Consider the following 16,169-nt stretch of genomic DNA (forward strand, 5'->3'; position numbering starts at 1 on the left):
GGGGGAAGGAGGGGACGTCAGGCGGCGGGCTCGGCCAGCACGCGGTCGTACGGCACCGCCGCCGTGACCGTCACCGCCTCCGGCACGAGATCGGCCGGGCCCGGCATCGCACTGCCGGGCAGCCCCACGGCCGCCGCGCCGTGCGCGAGAGCCGAGGCCAGGGCGGCGGGGCCGGTCCCCCCGGCGACGAGGAAGCCGGCCAGGGACGCGTCGCCCGCGCCGACGTCGCTGCGCACGGCGGCGACGGGCGCCGTCCCGAAGTGCGTGCCGCTGTCGTCGACCAGCAGCTGCCCGTCCGCGCCGAGGCTGGCCAGGACCGCCCGCGCCCCCAGGGCCCGCAGCTCCTCCGCCGCGTCGGCCACGTCGCCGACCGTGGCCAGCGGACGGCCGACGGCCTGGGCGAGCTCGTGGGCGTTGGGCTTGACGACGTCCGGGCGTTCCCGCAGGGCCGCGGTGAGCGCGGGCCCCGAGGTGTCCAGGGCGATCCGGGACCCGCCCGCGTGCGCGGCGGCCACCAGCCGCCCGTACCACTCGGGCGCCAGGCCGCGCGGCAGGCTGCCGCAGCAGGCGACCCAGTCCGCACCGGCCGACCGTGCCCCCACGGCGGCCAGCAGGGTGTCCGCCTCGGCCGGGGTCAGCTCGGGACCCGCGGCGTTGATCTTGGTGAGGGTGCCGTCCGGTTCGGCGACGGCGACGTTCACGCGCGTCGAGCCGTGGATGGGCACGCCCGCCACCTCGATGCCGTGCTCGTCCAGCAGCCGCTCCAGCAGCGCGCCCTCCGCGCCGCCCAGCGGCAGCACCGCGACCGTGCGCCGCCCGGCGGCGGCCACGGCACGCGAGACATTGACGCCCTTGCCACCGGGGTCCACCCGGTCGGCACCGGCCCGCAGCACCGCGCCGCGCTCCAGCCGGGGCACCTCGAAGGTGCGGTCCAGGCTGGGGTTGGGAGTGACGGTGAGGATCACGCGCGGACCACCGCCGGCCCGGCCAGCTCGACGGCCCGGGCGTCCTCGGCCGACAGCCCCCCGTCGGTCACCACCAGATCCACGTCGGCCAGGTCGCCGAAGCGCGCGAAGTGCCGCTGACCGTACTTGCCGGAGTCGGCGAGCAGCACCACGCGCCGCGCCGCGCCCGCCACCGCCCGCTTGACGGCCGCCTCCGCCAGATCGGGCGTGGTCAGACCGCCGTCGACGGAGAAGCCGTTCGTCGCCAGGAAGGCGACGTCCGCGTGGATCTCGGCGTACGCGCGCAGCGCCCACTCGTCCACGGCGGCGCGGGTACGGCGCCGTACCCGGCCGCCGACGAGGTGCAGCGCGATGCCCGGGTGATCGGCCAGCCGGGCGGCGACCGGCAGGGCGTGGGTGACGACGGTGAGGGAGGAGTCCAGGGGGAGCAGCCCGGCGAGGCGGGCGGCCGTCGTGCCCGCGTCGATGATCACGCTGCCGTCGGCGGGCAGCTCGGCGAGGGCGGCCCGCGCGATGGCGTCCTTCTCGTCCGCCGCCGTGGTCTCGCGCTCGGCGAGGTCCGGCTCGAAGTCGAGCCGCCCGGCGGGGATGGCGCCACCGTGGACCCGCCGGACGAGCCCGGCCCGGTCGAGGGCCTTGAGGTCGCGCCGCACGGTCTCGGCGGTGACCCGGAAGTCCTCGGCGAGGGAGAGCACCTCCACCCGGCCGCGCTCACGGGCGAGGCGCAGGATCTCCTGCTGACGCTCCGGTGCGTACATGAGGGATTACTTCCGTTCGATGCCCGAATCTGTTGTTCTCGGCCACCCTACGGGTCTGATCGCGGAGAAGTAAACAGATTCGGGCAATCAAACGGACATGAACGGGCATTGCAGGGGGAGGATCGTCAGCCGCAGTTCCCGGCCGGACGGGAGCGGGTGACGAGGTCGGGATACCCGGTGGTCGCGTCGATCCACACCACCCGGGCACCGGTGTCGGCGGCGGCGCCCAGCTGCTCACCGCGGTCGCACGAGACCCGGCCCTTGCGGGAGCCGTCGGCCGAGAACTGCCACAGCTTGGACAGCGTCTCGTTGCGCAGGGCGGTGTCCGGCGTCCTCGCCGTGACGGTGACCGCGTCCTCGGAGGCCGTCAGACCGACGCCGTACAGCGCGCCGTCGCCCTGCCCCGGGCTGATGTCGACGACGCCCGTGCCGTCGAGGCCGGCGCGCCGCACGGCGGTCCTGTCGCTGTCCCGGACGTCTTTGACCAGCCAGAAGACGTGCTTGCTCGTGATGGCGGTCCGCCCGAGAACGCGTGGCGTACCGATCTGCGGCAGCACCGTCACCTTGCCGGTCCCGATGTCCAGCACCTTGGTGTCCTGGCGGTAGACACCATTGATGCGGCCCGCGTCGATGTAGGCGATCCGGCCGCTGCTCAGTGACGGAAATGCCGTCATCGCCCAGAGCTTGCCCGATTCCGGATAGACACGCGTCGGCTCGATCAGGCCGATCCGCAGGTACACCACGCGGTTGCCGCCCTTGCGCTGCCCGATCTCGAAGACCACGTCCTTCCCCGCGATCCGCGGTGAGTGGACCCCGTGCCGGTCGTCGTAGAGCTTCTTGATGGGCCCGCCGGCGATCGGCCTCGCCAGGACCTCCACGCGGTTGCCCCGGTACGCCACCCAGACCACCGTCCTGCCGTCGGTGGCCGGCTCGACGTGGTTCCGGCCGTCATTGGGGCTGATCAGCTTCTTCTCACCGGTGCCGTCCGTACGCCCGGCCCAGACCGAGTTGGCCTCGGTGCCGGTCTCGTTCGACGCGGACGCGGCCCACCAGCCGCCGCCCGCACCCACGTTCGTCCTGGTGGTGGTGACCCTGCCGAGGAGCCGGTCGGTGTCGGCGCCGATGGCGAGCTCCCAGCCGGGGACGATGCCGTGGGCGGTGAAGGCCCGTTCGACGGCCCTGAGGTCCTTGCCGGCGACTCCGAGGTCCTTGGCGGCGGCGACGACGGCGTCGCGGCCCTCGGTGAAGCCGTCCAGCGGGGTCATGTAGTCGGTGAGCGCCCGGTAGACGATCCTGTCGGCGAGGGTGCGGTCCAGGTCCTTGCGGATGTCCCACAGGGCGCCGGAGAAGATGGTGGAGTTGAGGTGGACGCCGCCGTTGTCGGTGGCGAAACCCACGCCGAGGAAGGACTTGGAGGTCGTCCTGCCGTCGTTCATGTCCCGGGTGGCGCACGCGCGCGGGGACTTGGTGCGGCACAGCCCCTCGCCCAGCAGGCCCGCTTCGGGGCTGTCCATGGGTGTTCCGTGCGCGTCGGTGTCGATGGCGTTGCCGAAGTAGTCCGCGACCGCCCCGGCGAGCGCCCCGGACTGGCCCGCGTAGACGAGCCCGGCGGTGCGCTCGACGACCCCGTGCGTCATCACGTGGCCGACCACGTCCAGGGCGGCGGAGAACGGGCGGTACTCCGCGTCGCCGCCCCCGTACACCGCCTTGGTGCCCTCCCAGAGGGCGTTCTTGAGCGGGTGCCCGTACTCCCAGAGGCCCACCAGGGAGTTGACCGCCATGCCCCGGCCGTCGACGCTGTCCCGGCCGAGGACGGACTTGTAGTAGTCGTGGACCTTGCCCGCCGCCCAGTGGGCGTCGACCGCGCCGGCCTCGGTGGCCTCCTTGCCGAAGGCCGGAGTCGCCGAGCCGAACTCCTTGAGACCGGACGGCCAGGTGCCGGCCACCTCGCCGGGGTTTCTGCGGCGCGCGTCCCATGTGGCGATGGGCTTCCCGCCGCCGTCCCGCGCCCGCGAGTAGTCGCGCATGACGTATTCCTTGCGCGTCTCGTCCCGGTCCAGCCGCAGCTCGACGGTCGTCCCGTCCGCCCTGACGCCGGAGCCCAGCACTCCGGCCCCCGGCGCGGGCGGCTCGGGCGCGTCCGGCGTGCCGTTGGGGTCGTACCCGCCGTAGAGGAGGTCCTGTGAAGGCACGTCGAACGTCTTGATAGTGCTGTACTGGAGGACCGGGTAGCCGTCCATGGCGTCGATGTAGACCTCGTCCAGCACCGGCGCCCCGGAGGCCGGGTCCGTGCCGCGTACGGTGACGTGCCGGGCGAGCACACCCGTCCCCTTGGGCAGGACGACCAGGCCGCGCGCGGTGCCGGTCAGCGGCTCCGGCGGGGGGCTGTCGTCGTCGCGCCGCGCGTCCGGGGCGTCGGACCGCCGGGCGTCGGACCGCCGGGCGTCGAGCCGTGTGAACGTCGCGTCGATCGCGCGCTCGACAGCGATTTCCTCGCTCACCTCGGGCGTGGTGCCGGTGGTCAGCGCTGTGAAGTACTTGCCAGACGCGCCGGTCACGACACGTTTGCCGTTCTTCTTCTCCATGCGGACGACGTACTGCCCGCCGAGGACGTCCACACCCCGGTGCTTCTGCTGGAAGCGCACCGTCTCCGAGGTGCCGGATGCGGTGGTCCGCAGGGGCGCCAGGTCGCGGGCGGGATCGGCGATCCGGTAGCGGCTCCCCTTGGCGGCGAGATGGCCGAGCGCCGCGTCCGCCGCGCTCCCCGTGGCCGCCACCGGCTCCCGGATGCCCCCGACGAGGGCGGGTGTCGCGGTGCGCAGGCCGGGAATCACCTGTCCCGGGGCGGTCGGCGGCCCGCCGGCCGCCCCGGCCGGCGCCGCCTGGACGACGAGTGCGGCGGCGCCGATCAGCGCCGCCGCACCGGTGATGCCGCCCCGGGCTCTGGATGCTCCCGGTCTTTCCGTCCGTGCTCTGGGCTTGCGCAAGGTTCCCCCTCCGGTACGTCGCGACAAGCGATGCGGTACGTCTTCGGGCAGGGCCATGCAAGCGGTGGCGGGGCGGTCCATCAATGGGAGGCCTGATTCCGCGGGCGGAATCAGGCCTTGATCCGCGCGGGGGGGTCCGCGGGTCCGCTCAGGACGCCGGGTGGCTCTTCCGTGGCTGCTTGAGCTTGCTCCACACGGTTTCGAGGGCCTGGATGTCGGTGTCGTCGAGGAGGTCGTCGAAGACTTCCGCCAGGGCCGCGCGACGGGTCAAGTCCGCCTCGGCGAAGGCGCGCAGCCCGGCCTCGGTGAGCTCCACCCGCACGGACCGGGCGTCGGTCGGTGACGGGACGCGGTCCGCCAGACCGCGCGCCTGGAGGGCGTCGACGACACGGGAGACCTGGCTGCGGCTGAGCAGGGTCTTCTCGCCCAGGTCGGACGCGGCGACGGGCGTGACCTGCCCGCTCAGCCAGAGCATGACCTCGAACCAGGAGAGCGGAAGGCCATGTGTCCGCTGGAGTGCCCGGTCGACGTGGGCGCTGAGGGTCGTACCCGCCCACACCAGGCCGTAGAAGGCGTGGTCGCGGGGGGACAGGTCTCCCAGGGTGAGCTCGTTGCGCGACATCCCCGCAGTCTACCGGGTTGTGTGTACATGCACGTAGTTATAGTGTGTGCGCACACACGGAACTTGAGCGTGCGAGCAGAAGAGAGACGAGCCCGTGACCTCCGCCCCCACCGTCCTGATCACCGGAACCTCCTCCGGCATCGGCCTGGCGACCGCCGTGGCCGCCGCCCGCGAGGGCTGGAACGTGATCGCCACCATGCGCGACCCGGCCGGGGCGGGTGCCCTGCGCGAGGCCGCCGAGCAGGCGGGCGTCGCCGGCTCCGTGCGCGTCGAGCGCCTCGACGTGACCGACCCCGCCTCCATCACGGCGTGCCTGGACCAGGCGATCGCCATGTACGGGCGCCTGGACGCCCTGGTCAACAACGCCGGCGCCGGCGTGGTCGGCACCGTCGAGCGGAGCGGCTCCGCCCCGTTCCGTGCGGCGATGGAGGTCAACTTCTTCGGCGTCGTGGAGACGACCCGCGCGGCCATGCCGCACCTGCGTGCCTCGCGCGGCAAGGTCGTCACGGTCACCAGCGTCGGCGGCGTCGTCGGGCAGCCTTTCAACGAGGCGTACTGCGCGGCCAAATTCGCCGCCGAAGGCTTTATGGAGTCCCTGGCCCCGGTCGCGGCGACCACCGGCGTGAGCGTCTCGGTCGTCGAGCCGGGCGCGGTGGCCAGCGAGTTCGTCACCAGCCAGAACCTGGACATCCCCGCGCTGCTGGAGGCCGCCGGGCCCTACGCGCCGGCCCTGCAGGCCTACATCGACCGCACCCTGGCGTCCTTCGGCAACGCCCAGAGTGCCGCCGAGGCCGCCGCCTCCGTCGTCGGCGTGCTCACGGCGGAGCGGCCGCCCTTCCGCGTGCAGACCTCCGCGTGGGCGCGCGACTTCGTCGGCACCAAGCTCGCCGACGCCGACGGCTCCGCCGTCCAGGCCCTCACCGGGTCCTGGGTCTCGTCGTCGTGAACGGCAAGGGCGGCGGCGCCCCGGGGTGGGGTGCCGCCGCCCTGTGTGGTGCGGGGTCGCTTTTGGTGCGTGGGTCAGTACGCGGAGTTGACGTTGTCCATGGAGCCGTACTTGTCGGCGGCGTAGGCGCAGGAGGCGGTGATGTTGGCGACCGGGTCGTAGATGTTCCAGGAGGTGCCCTCGACGTGATACGCCTTGAAGGTCGGGTCGATGATCTGGAGCAGGCCCTTGGAGGGGACGCCGTTGACGGCGTTGACGTCCCAGTCGTTGATGGCGTTGGGGTTGCCGGTCGACTCACGCATGACGTTGCGCTTGATGCCGTCGTAGGAGGCGGGGATGCCCTTCGAGCTCAGGATGTCCAGGGACTCCTTGATCCAGCCGTCCAGGTTGTCCGCGTAGGCCTTCTTCGCCGGGGCGGCGGGCTTGGCGGGCTTGAGGGCCTTGCGGTCGGTGGAGCGGTTGGCGCGCTCGTCACCGGCCTTGGTGGTGGTCTTGGCCTTGGCGGTGGTGGTGGCCTGGGTGATGGCGGCGTCGGTGGCCTTGGCCAGCTCGGCCTGCTGCGTGGCACCGAACTCGTTGGCGCTCTGGGCGACGGTCTTGACCGAGTGCGTGTCGGCGGCGGTGGCCGGGACGGCGGCCAGGGCGACAGCGGCACCAGCGGCCACCAGGACAGCGGTGGCGGAGATCTTATGGGCCTTGGGCAGAGCGGTATAACCGGAGATCGTGGAACGCATGGCTGAGGTGAACCTTCCAATCGCGAAGCCGCCGGTGGCCGTCATTGGCGCGAAGTAAATGCGCCGTTTCTCGGTCCACGGCGCCAGGCGACTCCGCAATTGTTAGCGGCGGCGGATCCGGCTGGCAAAGGTGTGACCTACTACGCGACACCCCAAGGAACGAGGTCCAGACCACAACCCAAATGCCCGAAATGCCCCCACAGGCGGGCCGCCACCCCACTACCCCACCTCGTAGGTGACCCAGCTCTCATGGGCGGCCTCACACCTCGGCCCCCTCGCCGTCACCGCACGTCACCCCGCATGTGCGTGCCGTGCGTGGAAGATGCCCCAGCGCAGCAGGCCGTCGCGGCAGGCGTCCACCCATAGGGGCAGGTTCTCCATGAGGCCCGCCAGATAGCCGGGGCTGATGACGTCGCCGAGCTCCGCCGCCCGGCGCCGTGTCTCGTCGGCGAGCCGTATGTAGTGGGTGAGCAGCTGCTCGCTCCGGTCGTCGAAGTCGACGCGTGCCAGCCCGAGCGCGGTGAGCTCGCGGCGATAGAAGGAAGGCGTGGCCAGGGCGTCCACCTCGAGCCGCGCGATCGTCCGGTGCAGGGCCTCCGGAGGGGTGTCCTCGGCCGCCATCAGATCGGTGAAGACCAGGTCGCCCCGGGGGGCCAGCACACGGACCGCCTCGCGCAGCAGCCCCTGGCGGTCGCCGCTGTGGCAGAACGCCTCCTGGGACCACACCACGTCGAAGTACCCGTCCGTGAAGGGAATGTCCTGGAACGACCCCGTGACGACCTCGATCAGGCCGTCCAGCCCGCGCTCCGCGTTGACCTCGCGGTGGTGCTCGTTCTGGTTCTCGCTGATGTTGAGGGCGACGACGCGGCACCCGAAGCGCTCGGCCAGGTAGCGGGTGGGGCCGCCGTAGCCGGAGCCCAGGTCCAGGATCCGGCACGCCGGGCCGAGCGGGGCGAGGCGTTCCGCGATCTTGTCGGCCGCCCGCTCGATCGTCCGCCGGGAGGCGGCCGCGACCGGCTCCCGCTCGTGGGCGTAGATCCCGGTGTGGATGTCCTCGCCGCCCCAGATCCTGGCGTAGAAGGCGTCGACGTCCTCGGTGTCGTAGTAGCGGCGTGTGCTGTCGTCGTGAGACATCGTTTTCCCCAGGGATTTCTTCGCGGAAGTGCTTGTTCTGGCTGTCTGGTGCCTGGGCCTGCTGCCCGGCCCGGCTCATTCACCCGGGAGCAGCCGCCGCAGCAGTTCGTGGCAGGCGGCCGCCTCCTCCGACGCGGGGAAGCGCGCCGTCACGGCGTACTCCCCGCGTTCGAAGAGACCGGTCTCCCACATCCCGGCGCGCAGGCGCAGGAAGTGGAAGTCGGGGAGCGGCGCCGCGGGCTCGTGGACGCCCTCGACGGAGTAGAGGCGGTCGTTCACTCCCGCCGCGCGCAGCGCCGCGCACACCGTCCGCCGGTCCAGCGGTCCGGTCATCCCGTCGTGGCGCTCGTGCCGGCGCTCATGCTCATGCCGGCGCTCGTGCCGGTGCGTGTGAGGTAGCCGTTGTCGATCAGCCATTTCACGCTGAGCTTCGGGGTGGGGGCGCCGGGTACCAGGGCCGGGTCGAGCTGGATCTGCAGGCCGCCGCCGGGCTGCTCGAACCACGCGGCGATGCCGCCCTGCCAGACCGTGAAGGGCTTGGCGACGGTGTAGACGTGGTAGTTGCAGGGGTACTTGTCGTCGATGGTCTGGAGGCTGTCCGGCGGCAGGGCGCGCTGGGAGTACGGGGCGCCGGCGGGGGCGAGGAAGGAGCCGCCCTCGTGGCCGAAGCGGTCGAGCTTCTGGCCGGCCTTCAGCCGGGTCTTGTTCTTGTCGAGCTTGCCGCCGTGCCGGGCGAAGCCGTCGTCCGGCGGGTACTTCCAGGTGGGCTTGCCCGTCCAGTAGGCGCTGAGGAACGCGTCGGGCTTGAGCTTCCCGGTTCTGTCGTAGCCCTTGAGCAGCGGTCCGACGGGCTTCTGCGCGGGGCCGGGGAGGGTGTTGGTGGCAGGGCCGAGCTGGGGGTTCTTCGTGTCGAACGCGCCCGTGCACAGTTTGGCCTGAAGGTCGGCCGCCTTCGTCCCGTCGCCCGCGCCCATGGCGGCCACGGGGACGCGGCTCCGGCTGTCCTCCGCCGCCGGGGCGGCGGTCGCGGGTCCGGTGAGCAGTGCGCCGGTGAGCGTCGCTCCGCAGACCGCCACGAGTAAGCGTATTCGGCTGTTCATTCTCTTCCTTCTCCCCTTCACCCGGGTTCTCGTCGACACACGAAGAGCACGGCGACCTCATGGGTCGCCGTGCTCTCGCATGTTCTCCCGGGTCCCGGCCGTGGAGGCAGGCCAAGATCAGCCAGATGAAGAGGAGGGAATGATTCCGGCCGTTCCCGCGGCTCCCGCGGCTCCCGCGGCTCCCGCGGCTCCCGCCGTTCCCGCGGCCCCGGCCCCGGCCGCCCCGCCTCAGCGGCCGGGAACGCTCACCTTCTTGCCGTTCCGGTCGAGGGGGACCGGGATCGTCTGCGTCTCGACGCTGCGCTTCTGCCGGCCGTCGAGCGGCTTCTGCACGGCGTTGATGTTGAGGGACACGCCCTGGCCGCCGCTGAACTTGCCGCTCGCGAAGGCGCTCACGCCGTCCGCCGTGACCTCGTAGCCGGTCACGTCGACGATGCCGTTGGCCCGGCAGTCGCGGAGGACCTCCTCGATGGGGACGAACCACAGCCAGTGGTTGTCGCCGTCGTGGTTGAGGTCGACCTTCTCGTTGAACCAGACGGCCACGTTTCCGCTGAGGTTGACGGTGGCGGTCCAGTCGATGTCGTACTTCTGGGTGCCGACCACGAGCGACGCCTCGACGACCGACTTCGCGGGGATCTTCAGCGGGAGGTCGACGCTCCAGTTCTGCGTCTCCTTGTGGGTGTACTCCTGCGTGGAGGAGAGGCTGGCCTCGATCGACGTGGTCTCGCTGACCTTGGCGACGGCGGGGATCTCCGCCGAGACCTCCATGGTGACGCCGATCTTCAGCGACTCGGTGACCGAGATCCGCAGGTCCTGCTCGGTGGTCTTGCTCTGCTTGTAGGTGACCTGCTGCTCGACGTCCGTGCCGTTGCGGTAGTTGGTGGCGACGGAGCTGACCTGGCCCGGCACGGGGGAGGGGGCGTTGGGGTCGTAGACGATGCCGCTGTACTTCGCCGAGACCTGGTGCTTGTGGTAGTCGCCGAGGGCGCTCTGCTTGCCGTAGTCGGTGGACGCGGTGAAGCGGCAGCCGTTGGACTTCGGGAATCTCTCCCGGGCCATCCACTTCCCCCACTCGTCCGTTATCTCCTGGAGCGAGCGGACGGCGCCCTTGCCCTTGGCGCTCGCCTGCGGACGGGGAGCGGCGCCGGCGGCGCTCGCGGTCGCTACGGACAGGGGGACGGCGGCCGCGACTCCGACAGCGGGAGCGAGTGCGAGAACGCTGCGTCGGGAGACATAACTCATTGAATTCCGTACCTTCTTGGGGTCGGTGGCGGAGGGGGCGAGTTGCTTGTTGATCATTGGATTCCGCTTTCGCCGCCCTGCATAGGGACTTTGGTCCCGAACACCCCAGGAGCACCGGAAGAAACCCTGGAATCCCCCGACTTGCTCACACCCCGCCGTCGCGCGGACGCGCATGGCCACGGTCAGCGCAGCGCGAACCGCGGCAGCGCCGCGCACCGCCCCTCGACGACGTCGGCCACGTACTCGCCCCACTCGGGCCCGTGCTTGAAGCCGTGACCGGAGTCGCCGCCCACCAGCCAGACGTCCCGGCGGCCCGGGTGCGGGGCGAGCAGGAAGTGCTCGTCCGGGGCCAGCGCGTACGAGCAGACCTCACGGCGCAGGACGGGGGAATCGGCGAGGTGGGGGAGCCGGGCGCGGAGGTAGTCCCGCAGGGCCCGCGGGATCTCCTCGGGGGCCGGGTCGCAGGCGGCGCCCGGGTCGGTCTCCACGTCCGGTACGACCTTGACGCCGAGCTCCCCGACCGCGGGGATGCCGTAGCAGCCGTGCGCCCGGTCCAGCCAGGCCGGCTGTCCCCCGGCCGGGCCCTCGGCCCGCCCCCCGGCCCGTGCCCAGGGGCCCCGCGGCCGTACGTACCAGCTGTCCTGGCGGTACGGGCGGACCGAGGTCAGCCCGGGGAAGAGCGCGGGCAGCGCCGGCCCGACCGCCCAGACCGTCAGGTCGGCGCGCAGCGGCTCGCCGCCCACGACGGCCGTGCCCCCGTCGGGGACGGCGGCACCGCGCAGCAGCTCCGCACCCCGCTCCCGGGCGGACCCGGCGAGCGCGCGGACCGCCGCCCGGGCCAGGAGCACCCCGGCCTCCGGTTCGAACAGGGCCGTGCCGGTCCCGGCGCCGTCGAAGCCGGGGAAGCGGCGGGTCACGGCGTCGGCGGTCAGGGTCTCGACCGGTGCGCCGAGGCCGTGCAGCCGTGCCGCGCTCGCCCGTTCCCACTCGTCGCCGTCGCTGGGGCCCAGGGTGAGGACACCGGTGGGCAGCAGGAGCCGCCGGCCGGTCTCCCGTTCCAGCTCCCGCCACCGCGCGGTCGCCCGGTGGGCCAGGCGCGTGTACCAGTCGTCCGTGCCGTGGGCGAGGCGCAGGATGCGGGTCTCCGCGCTCGAAGGGCCTTCCGTTCCGGGTTCGTTGGGGTCGAGGACGCGCACCGACCAGCCGCGGACGGTGAGCGCGCGGGCGGTGGCCAGGCCGAAGACCCCCGCCCCGACCACCAGGGCCGTACGGGTCACGACGCCATGACCCGCGCTTCGAGATCGGCGGGCAGCGGCGTGAAGAAACGGGCGGCGGTGTCGACGCGCCGGCCCGCGGCGGGCGCCCGCACACCGTCCCAGCGCGGCTCGCCGGTCTCGCCGAGGGCGGTCCACAGCCGGCTCGCGAAGTCCGGCATGACCGGGTGGGCGAGCTGGGCGAGCGTCCGCGCGGCGGCGGCCTCGGCGGCGAGCGCGGCGGCGGCCCGGCCGGAGCCGGGGCCGGTGTCCCGGGTGCGGCTCTGGGCGGCCGCGAAGTCCTGGGCGCAGCTGACCAGTTCGCGCAGCAGCCGGGTGGCGCGGCGGGGGGAGAAGTCCGCGGCGGAGTAGGCGTTCAGGCAGTCCTCGGCGATGCGCTCCAGCAGCCGCAGGAACCGCTCCTGGGACGGCAGGGGCTCGCCCGCCGGTATCGCGCCCCCGGCCTGGGTCTCGATCCGGGTGAACAGGCCGGTCAGCCAGGACTGCCAGCGCCCGGCCAGCTCGTCGTCGGCCAGCTCGTGGAAGCGCTCCCAGCCGAAGGAGGTCCGCTCGCTCTCGGGGCGGTCGTGGGAGAGGACGAAGCGGGCGGTGTCGGCGGGCACGGCGGCCAGCAGGTCGTTGGCCCAGACGGCGTGGCGGCGGCTGGTGGAGAACTTGGACGAGCCCAGCTGGTAGAACTCGTTGGTCACCAGGGCCCGGGGAAGCTGGAAGTCCGCGTCGTAGGCCATCAGCAGGGCGGGCTGGAGCAGGGCGTGGAAGTAGCCGTTGTCGAAGCCGAAGAACTGGACGATCTCGGTCTGCGGGTCGTTCCACACCGAACGCCACTCGTCCGCGTCCCGGCCCGACGCGCGCAGGGCCTCGGCCAGCTCGGCGAAGTAGCCGGGCATCATCTCGGCCCAGACGTAGATCCGCTGGTCCTCGAAGCCGGGGACGGGCATCGGCAGGCCCCAGTCGGTGGGGTGGCTGACGGGGATGTCGGGCAGGCCCCGCTCGATCATGTCCGCGCACAGGGCCTCCAGCTGGGGGCTCATGGCGGTGGCCGCGTGGAAGGCGCGCAGCCGGTCGGCGTACTCACTCAAGGGGAAGACCAGCCGCTCGACGGGGCGCTCCTCGGGCGTGCCGCCGCAGGTGTTGCAGAGGGGGGCGACGACGTCGGTGACCCGGTTGGGCAGTGCGCAGTTCTCGCAGGAGTTGCCGTCGCTGGCGCTGCCGCAGTGCGGGCACTTGCCGGTGAGGTGCGCCTCGAAGAGGTACCGCTCGCAGTCGCCGCAGAACAGGGCCTGCTCGGTGCGGACGCGCAGCGCTCCCCGGTCGTGCAGCCGGGCGAAGAACTCGCCGACGATGCTGCGGTGGAGCTCCGAGCGCCAGGGCCGGACGTAGGCGTCGGGGGTGAAGCGGGCGGAGTCGAAGATCCGGGCGATCTCGTCGGCGAAGCCCTCCGCCATCTCCAGGGGGTCGGTGCCGTCCCGCCGGGCCTTGGTGGGCACATAGCTCTGGTGGAGGTCGGAGCCGGTCACGAACAGGCCGTCGGCGCCGAGCAGTCGGTGGGCGCGGATCCGGATGTCGGCGCCCGAGTAGGGGCCCGACAGATGGCCGAGGTGGAGATCGCCGTTGGGGGTGGGCGGTGCGGCGGTGACCAGGGTGAAGGAGGGCATGACGGGGCTCCGGAGGGGAAGTCTCGGCGGTCTGGAGGGGCGGTACGGGCTTCAGAGGTCGATGGGACCGTGCTCCGTGGGCCAGTACACGGAGAGGAAGACCAGCCGCTCGGTGTCGCTGGTGTTGCGCACGTGGTGCCGGCTGCCGGCCGGGAGCAGCGCGGTGACCTCGGGCCCGACCTCGCACTCCTCGCCGTCGACGGTCAGCACCCCGTGGCCGGAGAGGAACACGAACATCTCGTGGTCCTCGTGGTCGTGCGGATCGGTGGCGCCACCCGGCTCGACGACGGCGCGGCCCACGCCCCAGGGAGCGAGTTCCTCACCGCCGTGCGGGTAGATCTGCTGGAAACGGATGCCGTAGGCGTCGACCAGCTGGTCTTCGCCCGTCTTCCTGATCAGCATGGCTGCTCCGGAGGGTAGGGAAGCGGGAAGAGGAACGGGGGGGATCAGCGCCGGGCGGCCGAGCCGGCCGTGTCGTCGGCGCGGTTGTCGGCGTCGGCGGACCGTCCGGCGCGCGGGATCCCGAAGGTGGTGAACGCGGTGCGCGAGGGCAGGGGGTGGACCTCCCGGCCCGTCAGCGCGTTGAGGATGACGGCCGAGCGCCAGGCGGCGAGCCCCAGGTCGGGTGCGCCGACGCCGTGGGTGTGCCGTTCCGCGTTCTGGACGAAGACGGAGCCGGTGACCGGCCCGTCGAGGGCCAGCCGGTAGTCGGCGTCGACCATCGTCCGTCCGGCCGGGTCCCGGACGAGGAAGGGTTCGAGGCCGCGCAGCAGACCGTCGCTGGGGCGCTCGGCGTAACCGGTGGCGAGGACGACCGCGTCGGTCGTGAGCGTCTCGCGGCCGCCCTCCTGGACGTGCTCCAGCTCCAGTTCGATCCGGCCCTCGCGGGCCCGCCCGCCGCGGACGGCCGTGGCGGGGCGCAGGACGGCGTCGGGCCAGCCGCCGGTCAGGGTGCGCCGGTAGAGCTCGTCGTGGATGTCGCCGAGGGTGTCGGCGCTGATGCCCTTGTACAGCTGCCACTGCCGCGGCAGCAGCTGGTCGCGGGTCTCCTGGGGCAGCCGGCGGAAGAAGCGGGTGTAGTCCGGGGTGAACTGCTCCAGGCCCAGCTTCGAGTACTCCATGGGGGCGAAGGCCGGGGAGCGGCTGATCCACTGGAGGCCCTCGGCGCCCTCGGGCCGGGCGCGCAGCAGGTCCAGGAAGACCTCGGCGCCGGACTGGCCGGAACCGATGACGGTGACGTGGCGCTTCGTGAGCAGTTCCGCGCGGCGGGACAGGTAGTCGGCGGAGTGGAGGGCCGTCACGGCGGGGTCGTCGGTCAACGGCCGCAGCACCGACGGAATGGCGGGTTCCGTGCCGATGCCGAGCACCAGGTTACGGGCGTGGCCGCGACCGGCCAGGACCTCGTCGCCGTTCTCGTAGGTGTAGTCGACGGTGAACACCTGGTGCCGCTCGTCCCATGTGATCGCGTCGACGTGGTGGCCGAAGTGGCACTGGGTCAGTTCCTCGCTCGCCCAGCGGCAGTACGCGTCGTACTCGGCGCGGTGGATGTGCAACTGCTCGGAGAAGTAGAACGGGAAGAGCCGCCCGATCGCCTTGAGGTAGCCGAGGAAGGACCAGGGGCTCGTCGGGTCGACCAGGCTGACCAGGTCGGCCAGGAACGGGACTTGGAGGGTCGTACCGTCGATCATCAGCCCCGGATGCCAGCGGAATTCCTGCGTCCGCTCCAGGAAGGCCGTCCGCAGGCCGGGCACGCTGTCGGCCATCGCGGCGAGCGAGAGGTTGAACGGGCCGATTCCCACGCCCAGGAGGTCGAGCGGCTCCGCCGGGGAGTGCAGGTCTGTCGTCATTCCCACTCTTTCGTGCAGGGGTTCCAGGGGCTCCAGGGGTTCCAGTGGCCGGATTCCAGGGGCCGGAGGCGGAGGCTCGTCACAGGACGGACCGCTCGAACACCTTTGCCCACGTGGAGACGAAAGGCAAGTAATCCTTTGGTATTTGAGTGACTCACGGTGGATTCACCGCAAGCGCGGCCTCTGGGCGATGAGATCTCTTGCCAAAAGCCCGCAGGGCGGGCAGGCTGACGCATCGTGTTCGAACATGATCCAGATCAGGCCACCGAACTGTCCGGCACCCTCCCCGTGACCGAACGCACCCGCCACCGCCGCCTGCGCGAGCAGGGCAGCACGAGCCGGGCCGACCTCGACGCCGTGCTCCGGGCCGGATTCCTGTGCCACCTGGGCGTGGTGGTGGACGGCGTCCCCATGGTCGTGCCCACCGTCTACGGCACGGACGGCACCACGCTCTACTTCCACGGCTCCGTCGCCAGCCGCAGCCTGGTCGCCTCGCCCGGGGCGGCCGTCTGTCTGACGGTCACTCACGTCGACGGCCTGGTCCTGGCCCGGTCCGTCTTCGAGCACGGCGTCAACTACCGCAGCGCCATGGTCTACGGCGTGCCGAGGGCCGTGACCGACCCGGAGGAGAAGCTCGCCGGGCTGCGCTGTCTCACCGAGCACGTCACCCCCGGCCAGTGGGACTACGCCCGCCGCCCCAGCCGCAAGGAACTCGCCGCGACCGCCCTGCTCGCGCTGTCGCTGGAGGAGGCCTCGGTGAAGGTCCGCACCGGCCCGCCCGACGACGGCGACGGTCCCGACGCCGAACTGGGTATCTGGGCGGGCGTCCTGCCCCTCCGGCAGGCCTGGGGCGCCCTGGAGGCCGACCCCGCGCTGGCCGAGGGGATAACCGCCCCCGCCCACCT

At 72.3% G+C, this 16,169-nt stretch carries 15 protein-coding genes; 2 read left to right on the top strand and 13 right to left on the bottom strand.

The features are described from left to right. Window positions 1–17 precede the first annotated feature (17 nt). From pfkB to K6I33_RS18420, 4 genes are all read right to left on the bottom strand, one after another. Window positions 18–965, bottom strand: coding sequence for a 1-phosphofructokinase (gene pfkB / locus K6I33_RS18405; protein WP_229353670.1), 948 nt, complete (start codon window positions 963–965; stop codon window positions 18–20). Further along, entirely contained in the window at window positions 962–1,723 is a 762-nt protein-coding gene (locus tag K6I33_RS18410; protein ID WP_229353671.1) for a DeoR/GlpR family DNA-binding transcription regulator, read from the bottom strand. Before K6I33_RS18410 ends, pfkB begins: the two co-directional genes overlap by 4 nt. 125 nt (window positions 1,724–1,848) lie before the next feature. After that, complete coding sequence (locus tag K6I33_RS18415) at window positions 1,849–4,710, bottom strand: M4 family metallopeptidase (protein ID WP_229353674.1); 2,862 nt, start codon at window positions 4,708–4,710, stop codon at window positions 1,849–1,851. A 148-nt stretch (window positions 4,711–4,858) separates the two neighbouring features. Beyond that, window positions 4,859–5,332 carry a MarR family winged helix-turn-helix transcriptional regulator gene (locus K6I33_RS18420; RefSeq protein WP_229353678.1) on the bottom strand — a complete coding sequence of 158 codons (474 nt, stop codon included), beginning with the start codon at window positions 5,330–5,332 and terminating at the stop codon, window positions 4,859–4,861. Between the two features lie 94 nt (window positions 5,333–5,426). Here K6I33_RS18420 and K6I33_RS18425 point away from each other — a divergent pair, with 94 nt between their 5' ends. Beyond that, entirely contained in the window at window positions 5,427–6,278 is an 852-nt protein-coding gene (locus K6I33_RS18425; RefSeq protein WP_229353681.1) for an SDR family NAD(P)-dependent oxidoreductase, read from the top strand. Window positions 6,279–6,352: 74 nt separating this feature from the next. Here the strand turns inward: K6I33_RS18425 and K6I33_RS18430 are convergent, their stop codons facing one another. The 9 genes from K6I33_RS18430 to K6I33_RS18470 all read right to left on the bottom strand — a co-directional run bounded on the left by K6I33_RS18430 (window position 6,353) and on the right by K6I33_RS18470 (window position 15,264). Beyond that, window positions 6,353–7,012 (bottom strand): transglycosylase SLT domain-containing protein, encoded by a 660-nt coding sequence (locus tag K6I33_RS18430; RefSeq protein ID WP_229353691.1) that lies wholly within the window; start codon window positions 7,010–7,012, stop codon window positions 6,353–6,355. Window positions 7,013–7,303: 291 nt separating this feature from the next. Continuing rightward, on the bottom strand, window positions 7,304–8,146 hold the full coding sequence (locus K6I33_RS18435) for a cyclopropane-fatty-acyl-phospholipid synthase family protein (protein ID WP_229353699.1): 843 nt from the start codon (window positions 8,144–8,146) through the stop codon (window positions 7,304–7,306). A gap of 75 nt (window positions 8,147–8,221) precedes the next feature. Then, on the bottom strand, window positions 8,222–8,479 hold the full coding sequence (locus K6I33_RS18440; protein WP_229353701.1) for a hypothetical protein: 258 nt from the start codon (window positions 8,477–8,479) through the stop codon (window positions 8,222–8,224). Further along, window positions 8,476–9,246 (bottom strand): TNT domain-containing protein, encoded by a 771-nt coding sequence (locus K6I33_RS18445; protein WP_229353703.1) that lies wholly within the window; start codon window positions 9,244–9,246, stop codon window positions 8,476–8,478. Before K6I33_RS18445 ends, K6I33_RS18440 begins: the two co-directional genes overlap by 4 nt. A gap of 228 nt (window positions 9,247–9,474) precedes the next feature. Then, window positions 9,475–10,545, bottom strand: coding sequence for an ETX/MTX2 family pore-forming toxin (locus K6I33_RS18450; RefSeq protein ID WP_229353707.1), 1,071 nt, complete (start codon window positions 10,543–10,545; stop codon window positions 9,475–9,477). A gap of 125 nt (window positions 10,546–10,670) precedes the next feature. Continuing rightward, window positions 10,671–11,765 carry an FAD-dependent oxidoreductase gene (locus K6I33_RS18455; protein ID WP_229353718.1) on the bottom strand — a complete coding sequence of 365 codons (1,095 nt, stop codon included), beginning with the start codon at window positions 11,763–11,765 and terminating at the stop codon, window positions 10,671–10,673. Then, window positions 11,762–13,417, bottom strand: a complete 1,656-nt coding sequence (locus K6I33_RS18460; RefSeq protein ID WP_229353721.1) for a methionine--tRNA ligase — start codon at window positions 13,415–13,417, stop codon at window positions 11,762–11,764. Before K6I33_RS18460 ends, K6I33_RS18455 begins: the two co-directional genes overlap by 4 nt. A gap of 51 nt (window positions 13,418–13,468) precedes the next feature. After that, window positions 13,469–13,819, bottom strand: coding sequence for a cupin domain-containing protein (locus K6I33_RS18465; RefSeq protein WP_229353726.1), 351 nt, complete (start codon window positions 13,817–13,819; stop codon window positions 13,469–13,471). A gap of 44 nt (window positions 13,820–13,863) precedes the next feature. After that, window positions 13,864–15,264 (bottom strand): lysine N(6)-hydroxylase/L-ornithine N(5)-oxygenase family protein, encoded by a 1,401-nt coding sequence (locus K6I33_RS18470; RefSeq protein ID WP_229353733.1) that lies wholly within the window; start codon window positions 15,262–15,264, stop codon window positions 13,864–13,866. Window positions 15,265–15,501: 237 nt separating this feature from the next. On the opposite strand from K6I33_RS18470, the gene K6I33_RS18475 reads away from it, so the two are divergent. Further along, window positions 15,502–16,169: pyridoxamine 5'-phosphate oxidase family protein (locus tag K6I33_RS18475; RefSeq protein WP_229353735.1), on the top strand; the 668-nt coding region annotated here is incomplete at its 3' end.

Source organism: Streptomyces sp. UNOB3_S3, from assembly GCF_020740895.1.
Classification (GTDB): Bacteria; Actinomycetota; Actinomycetes; order Streptomycetales; family Streptomycetaceae; genus Streptomyces.

Excerpts from the sequence above, each read along its gene's own strand:
- K6I33_RS18430 (WP_229353691.1), bottom strand. The coding sequence starts at position 7,012 with ATGCGTTCCACGATCTCCGGTTATACCGCTCTGCCCAAGGCCCATAAG.
- K6I33_RS18470 (WP_229353733.1), bottom strand. The coding sequence starts at position 15,264 with ATGACGACAGACCTGCACTCCCCGGCGGAGCCGCTCGACCTCCTGGGC.
- K6I33_RS18420 (WP_229353678.1), bottom strand. The coding sequence starts at position 5,332 with ATGTCGCGCAACGAGCTCACCCTGGGAGACCTGTCCCCCCGCGACCAC.
- K6I33_RS18410 (WP_229353671.1), bottom strand. The coding sequence starts at position 1,723 with ATGTACGCACCGGAGCGTCAGCAGGAGATCCTGCGCCTCGCCCGTGAG.
- K6I33_RS18450 (WP_229353707.1), bottom strand. The coding sequence starts at position 10,545 with ATGATCAACAAGCAACTCGCCCCCTCCGCCACCGACCCCAAGAAGGTA.
- K6I33_RS18440 (WP_229353701.1), bottom strand. The coding sequence starts at position 8,479 with ATGACCGGACCGCTGGACCGGCGGACGGTGTGCGCGGCGCTGCGCGCG.
- K6I33_RS18435 (WP_229353699.1), bottom strand. The coding sequence starts at position 8,146 with ATGTCTCACGACGACAGCACACGCCGCTACTACGACACCGAGGACGTC.
- K6I33_RS18465 (WP_229353726.1), bottom strand. The coding sequence starts at position 13,819 with ATGCTGATCAGGAAGACGGGCGAAGACCAGCTGGTCGACGCCTACGGC.
- K6I33_RS18460 (WP_229353721.1), bottom strand. The coding sequence starts at position 13,417 with ATGCCCTCCTTCACCCTGGTCACCGCCGCACCGCCCACCCCCAACGGC.
- K6I33_RS18445 (WP_229353703.1), bottom strand. The coding sequence starts at position 9,246 with ATGAACAGCCGAATACGCTTACTCGTGGCGGTCTGCGGAGCGACGCTC.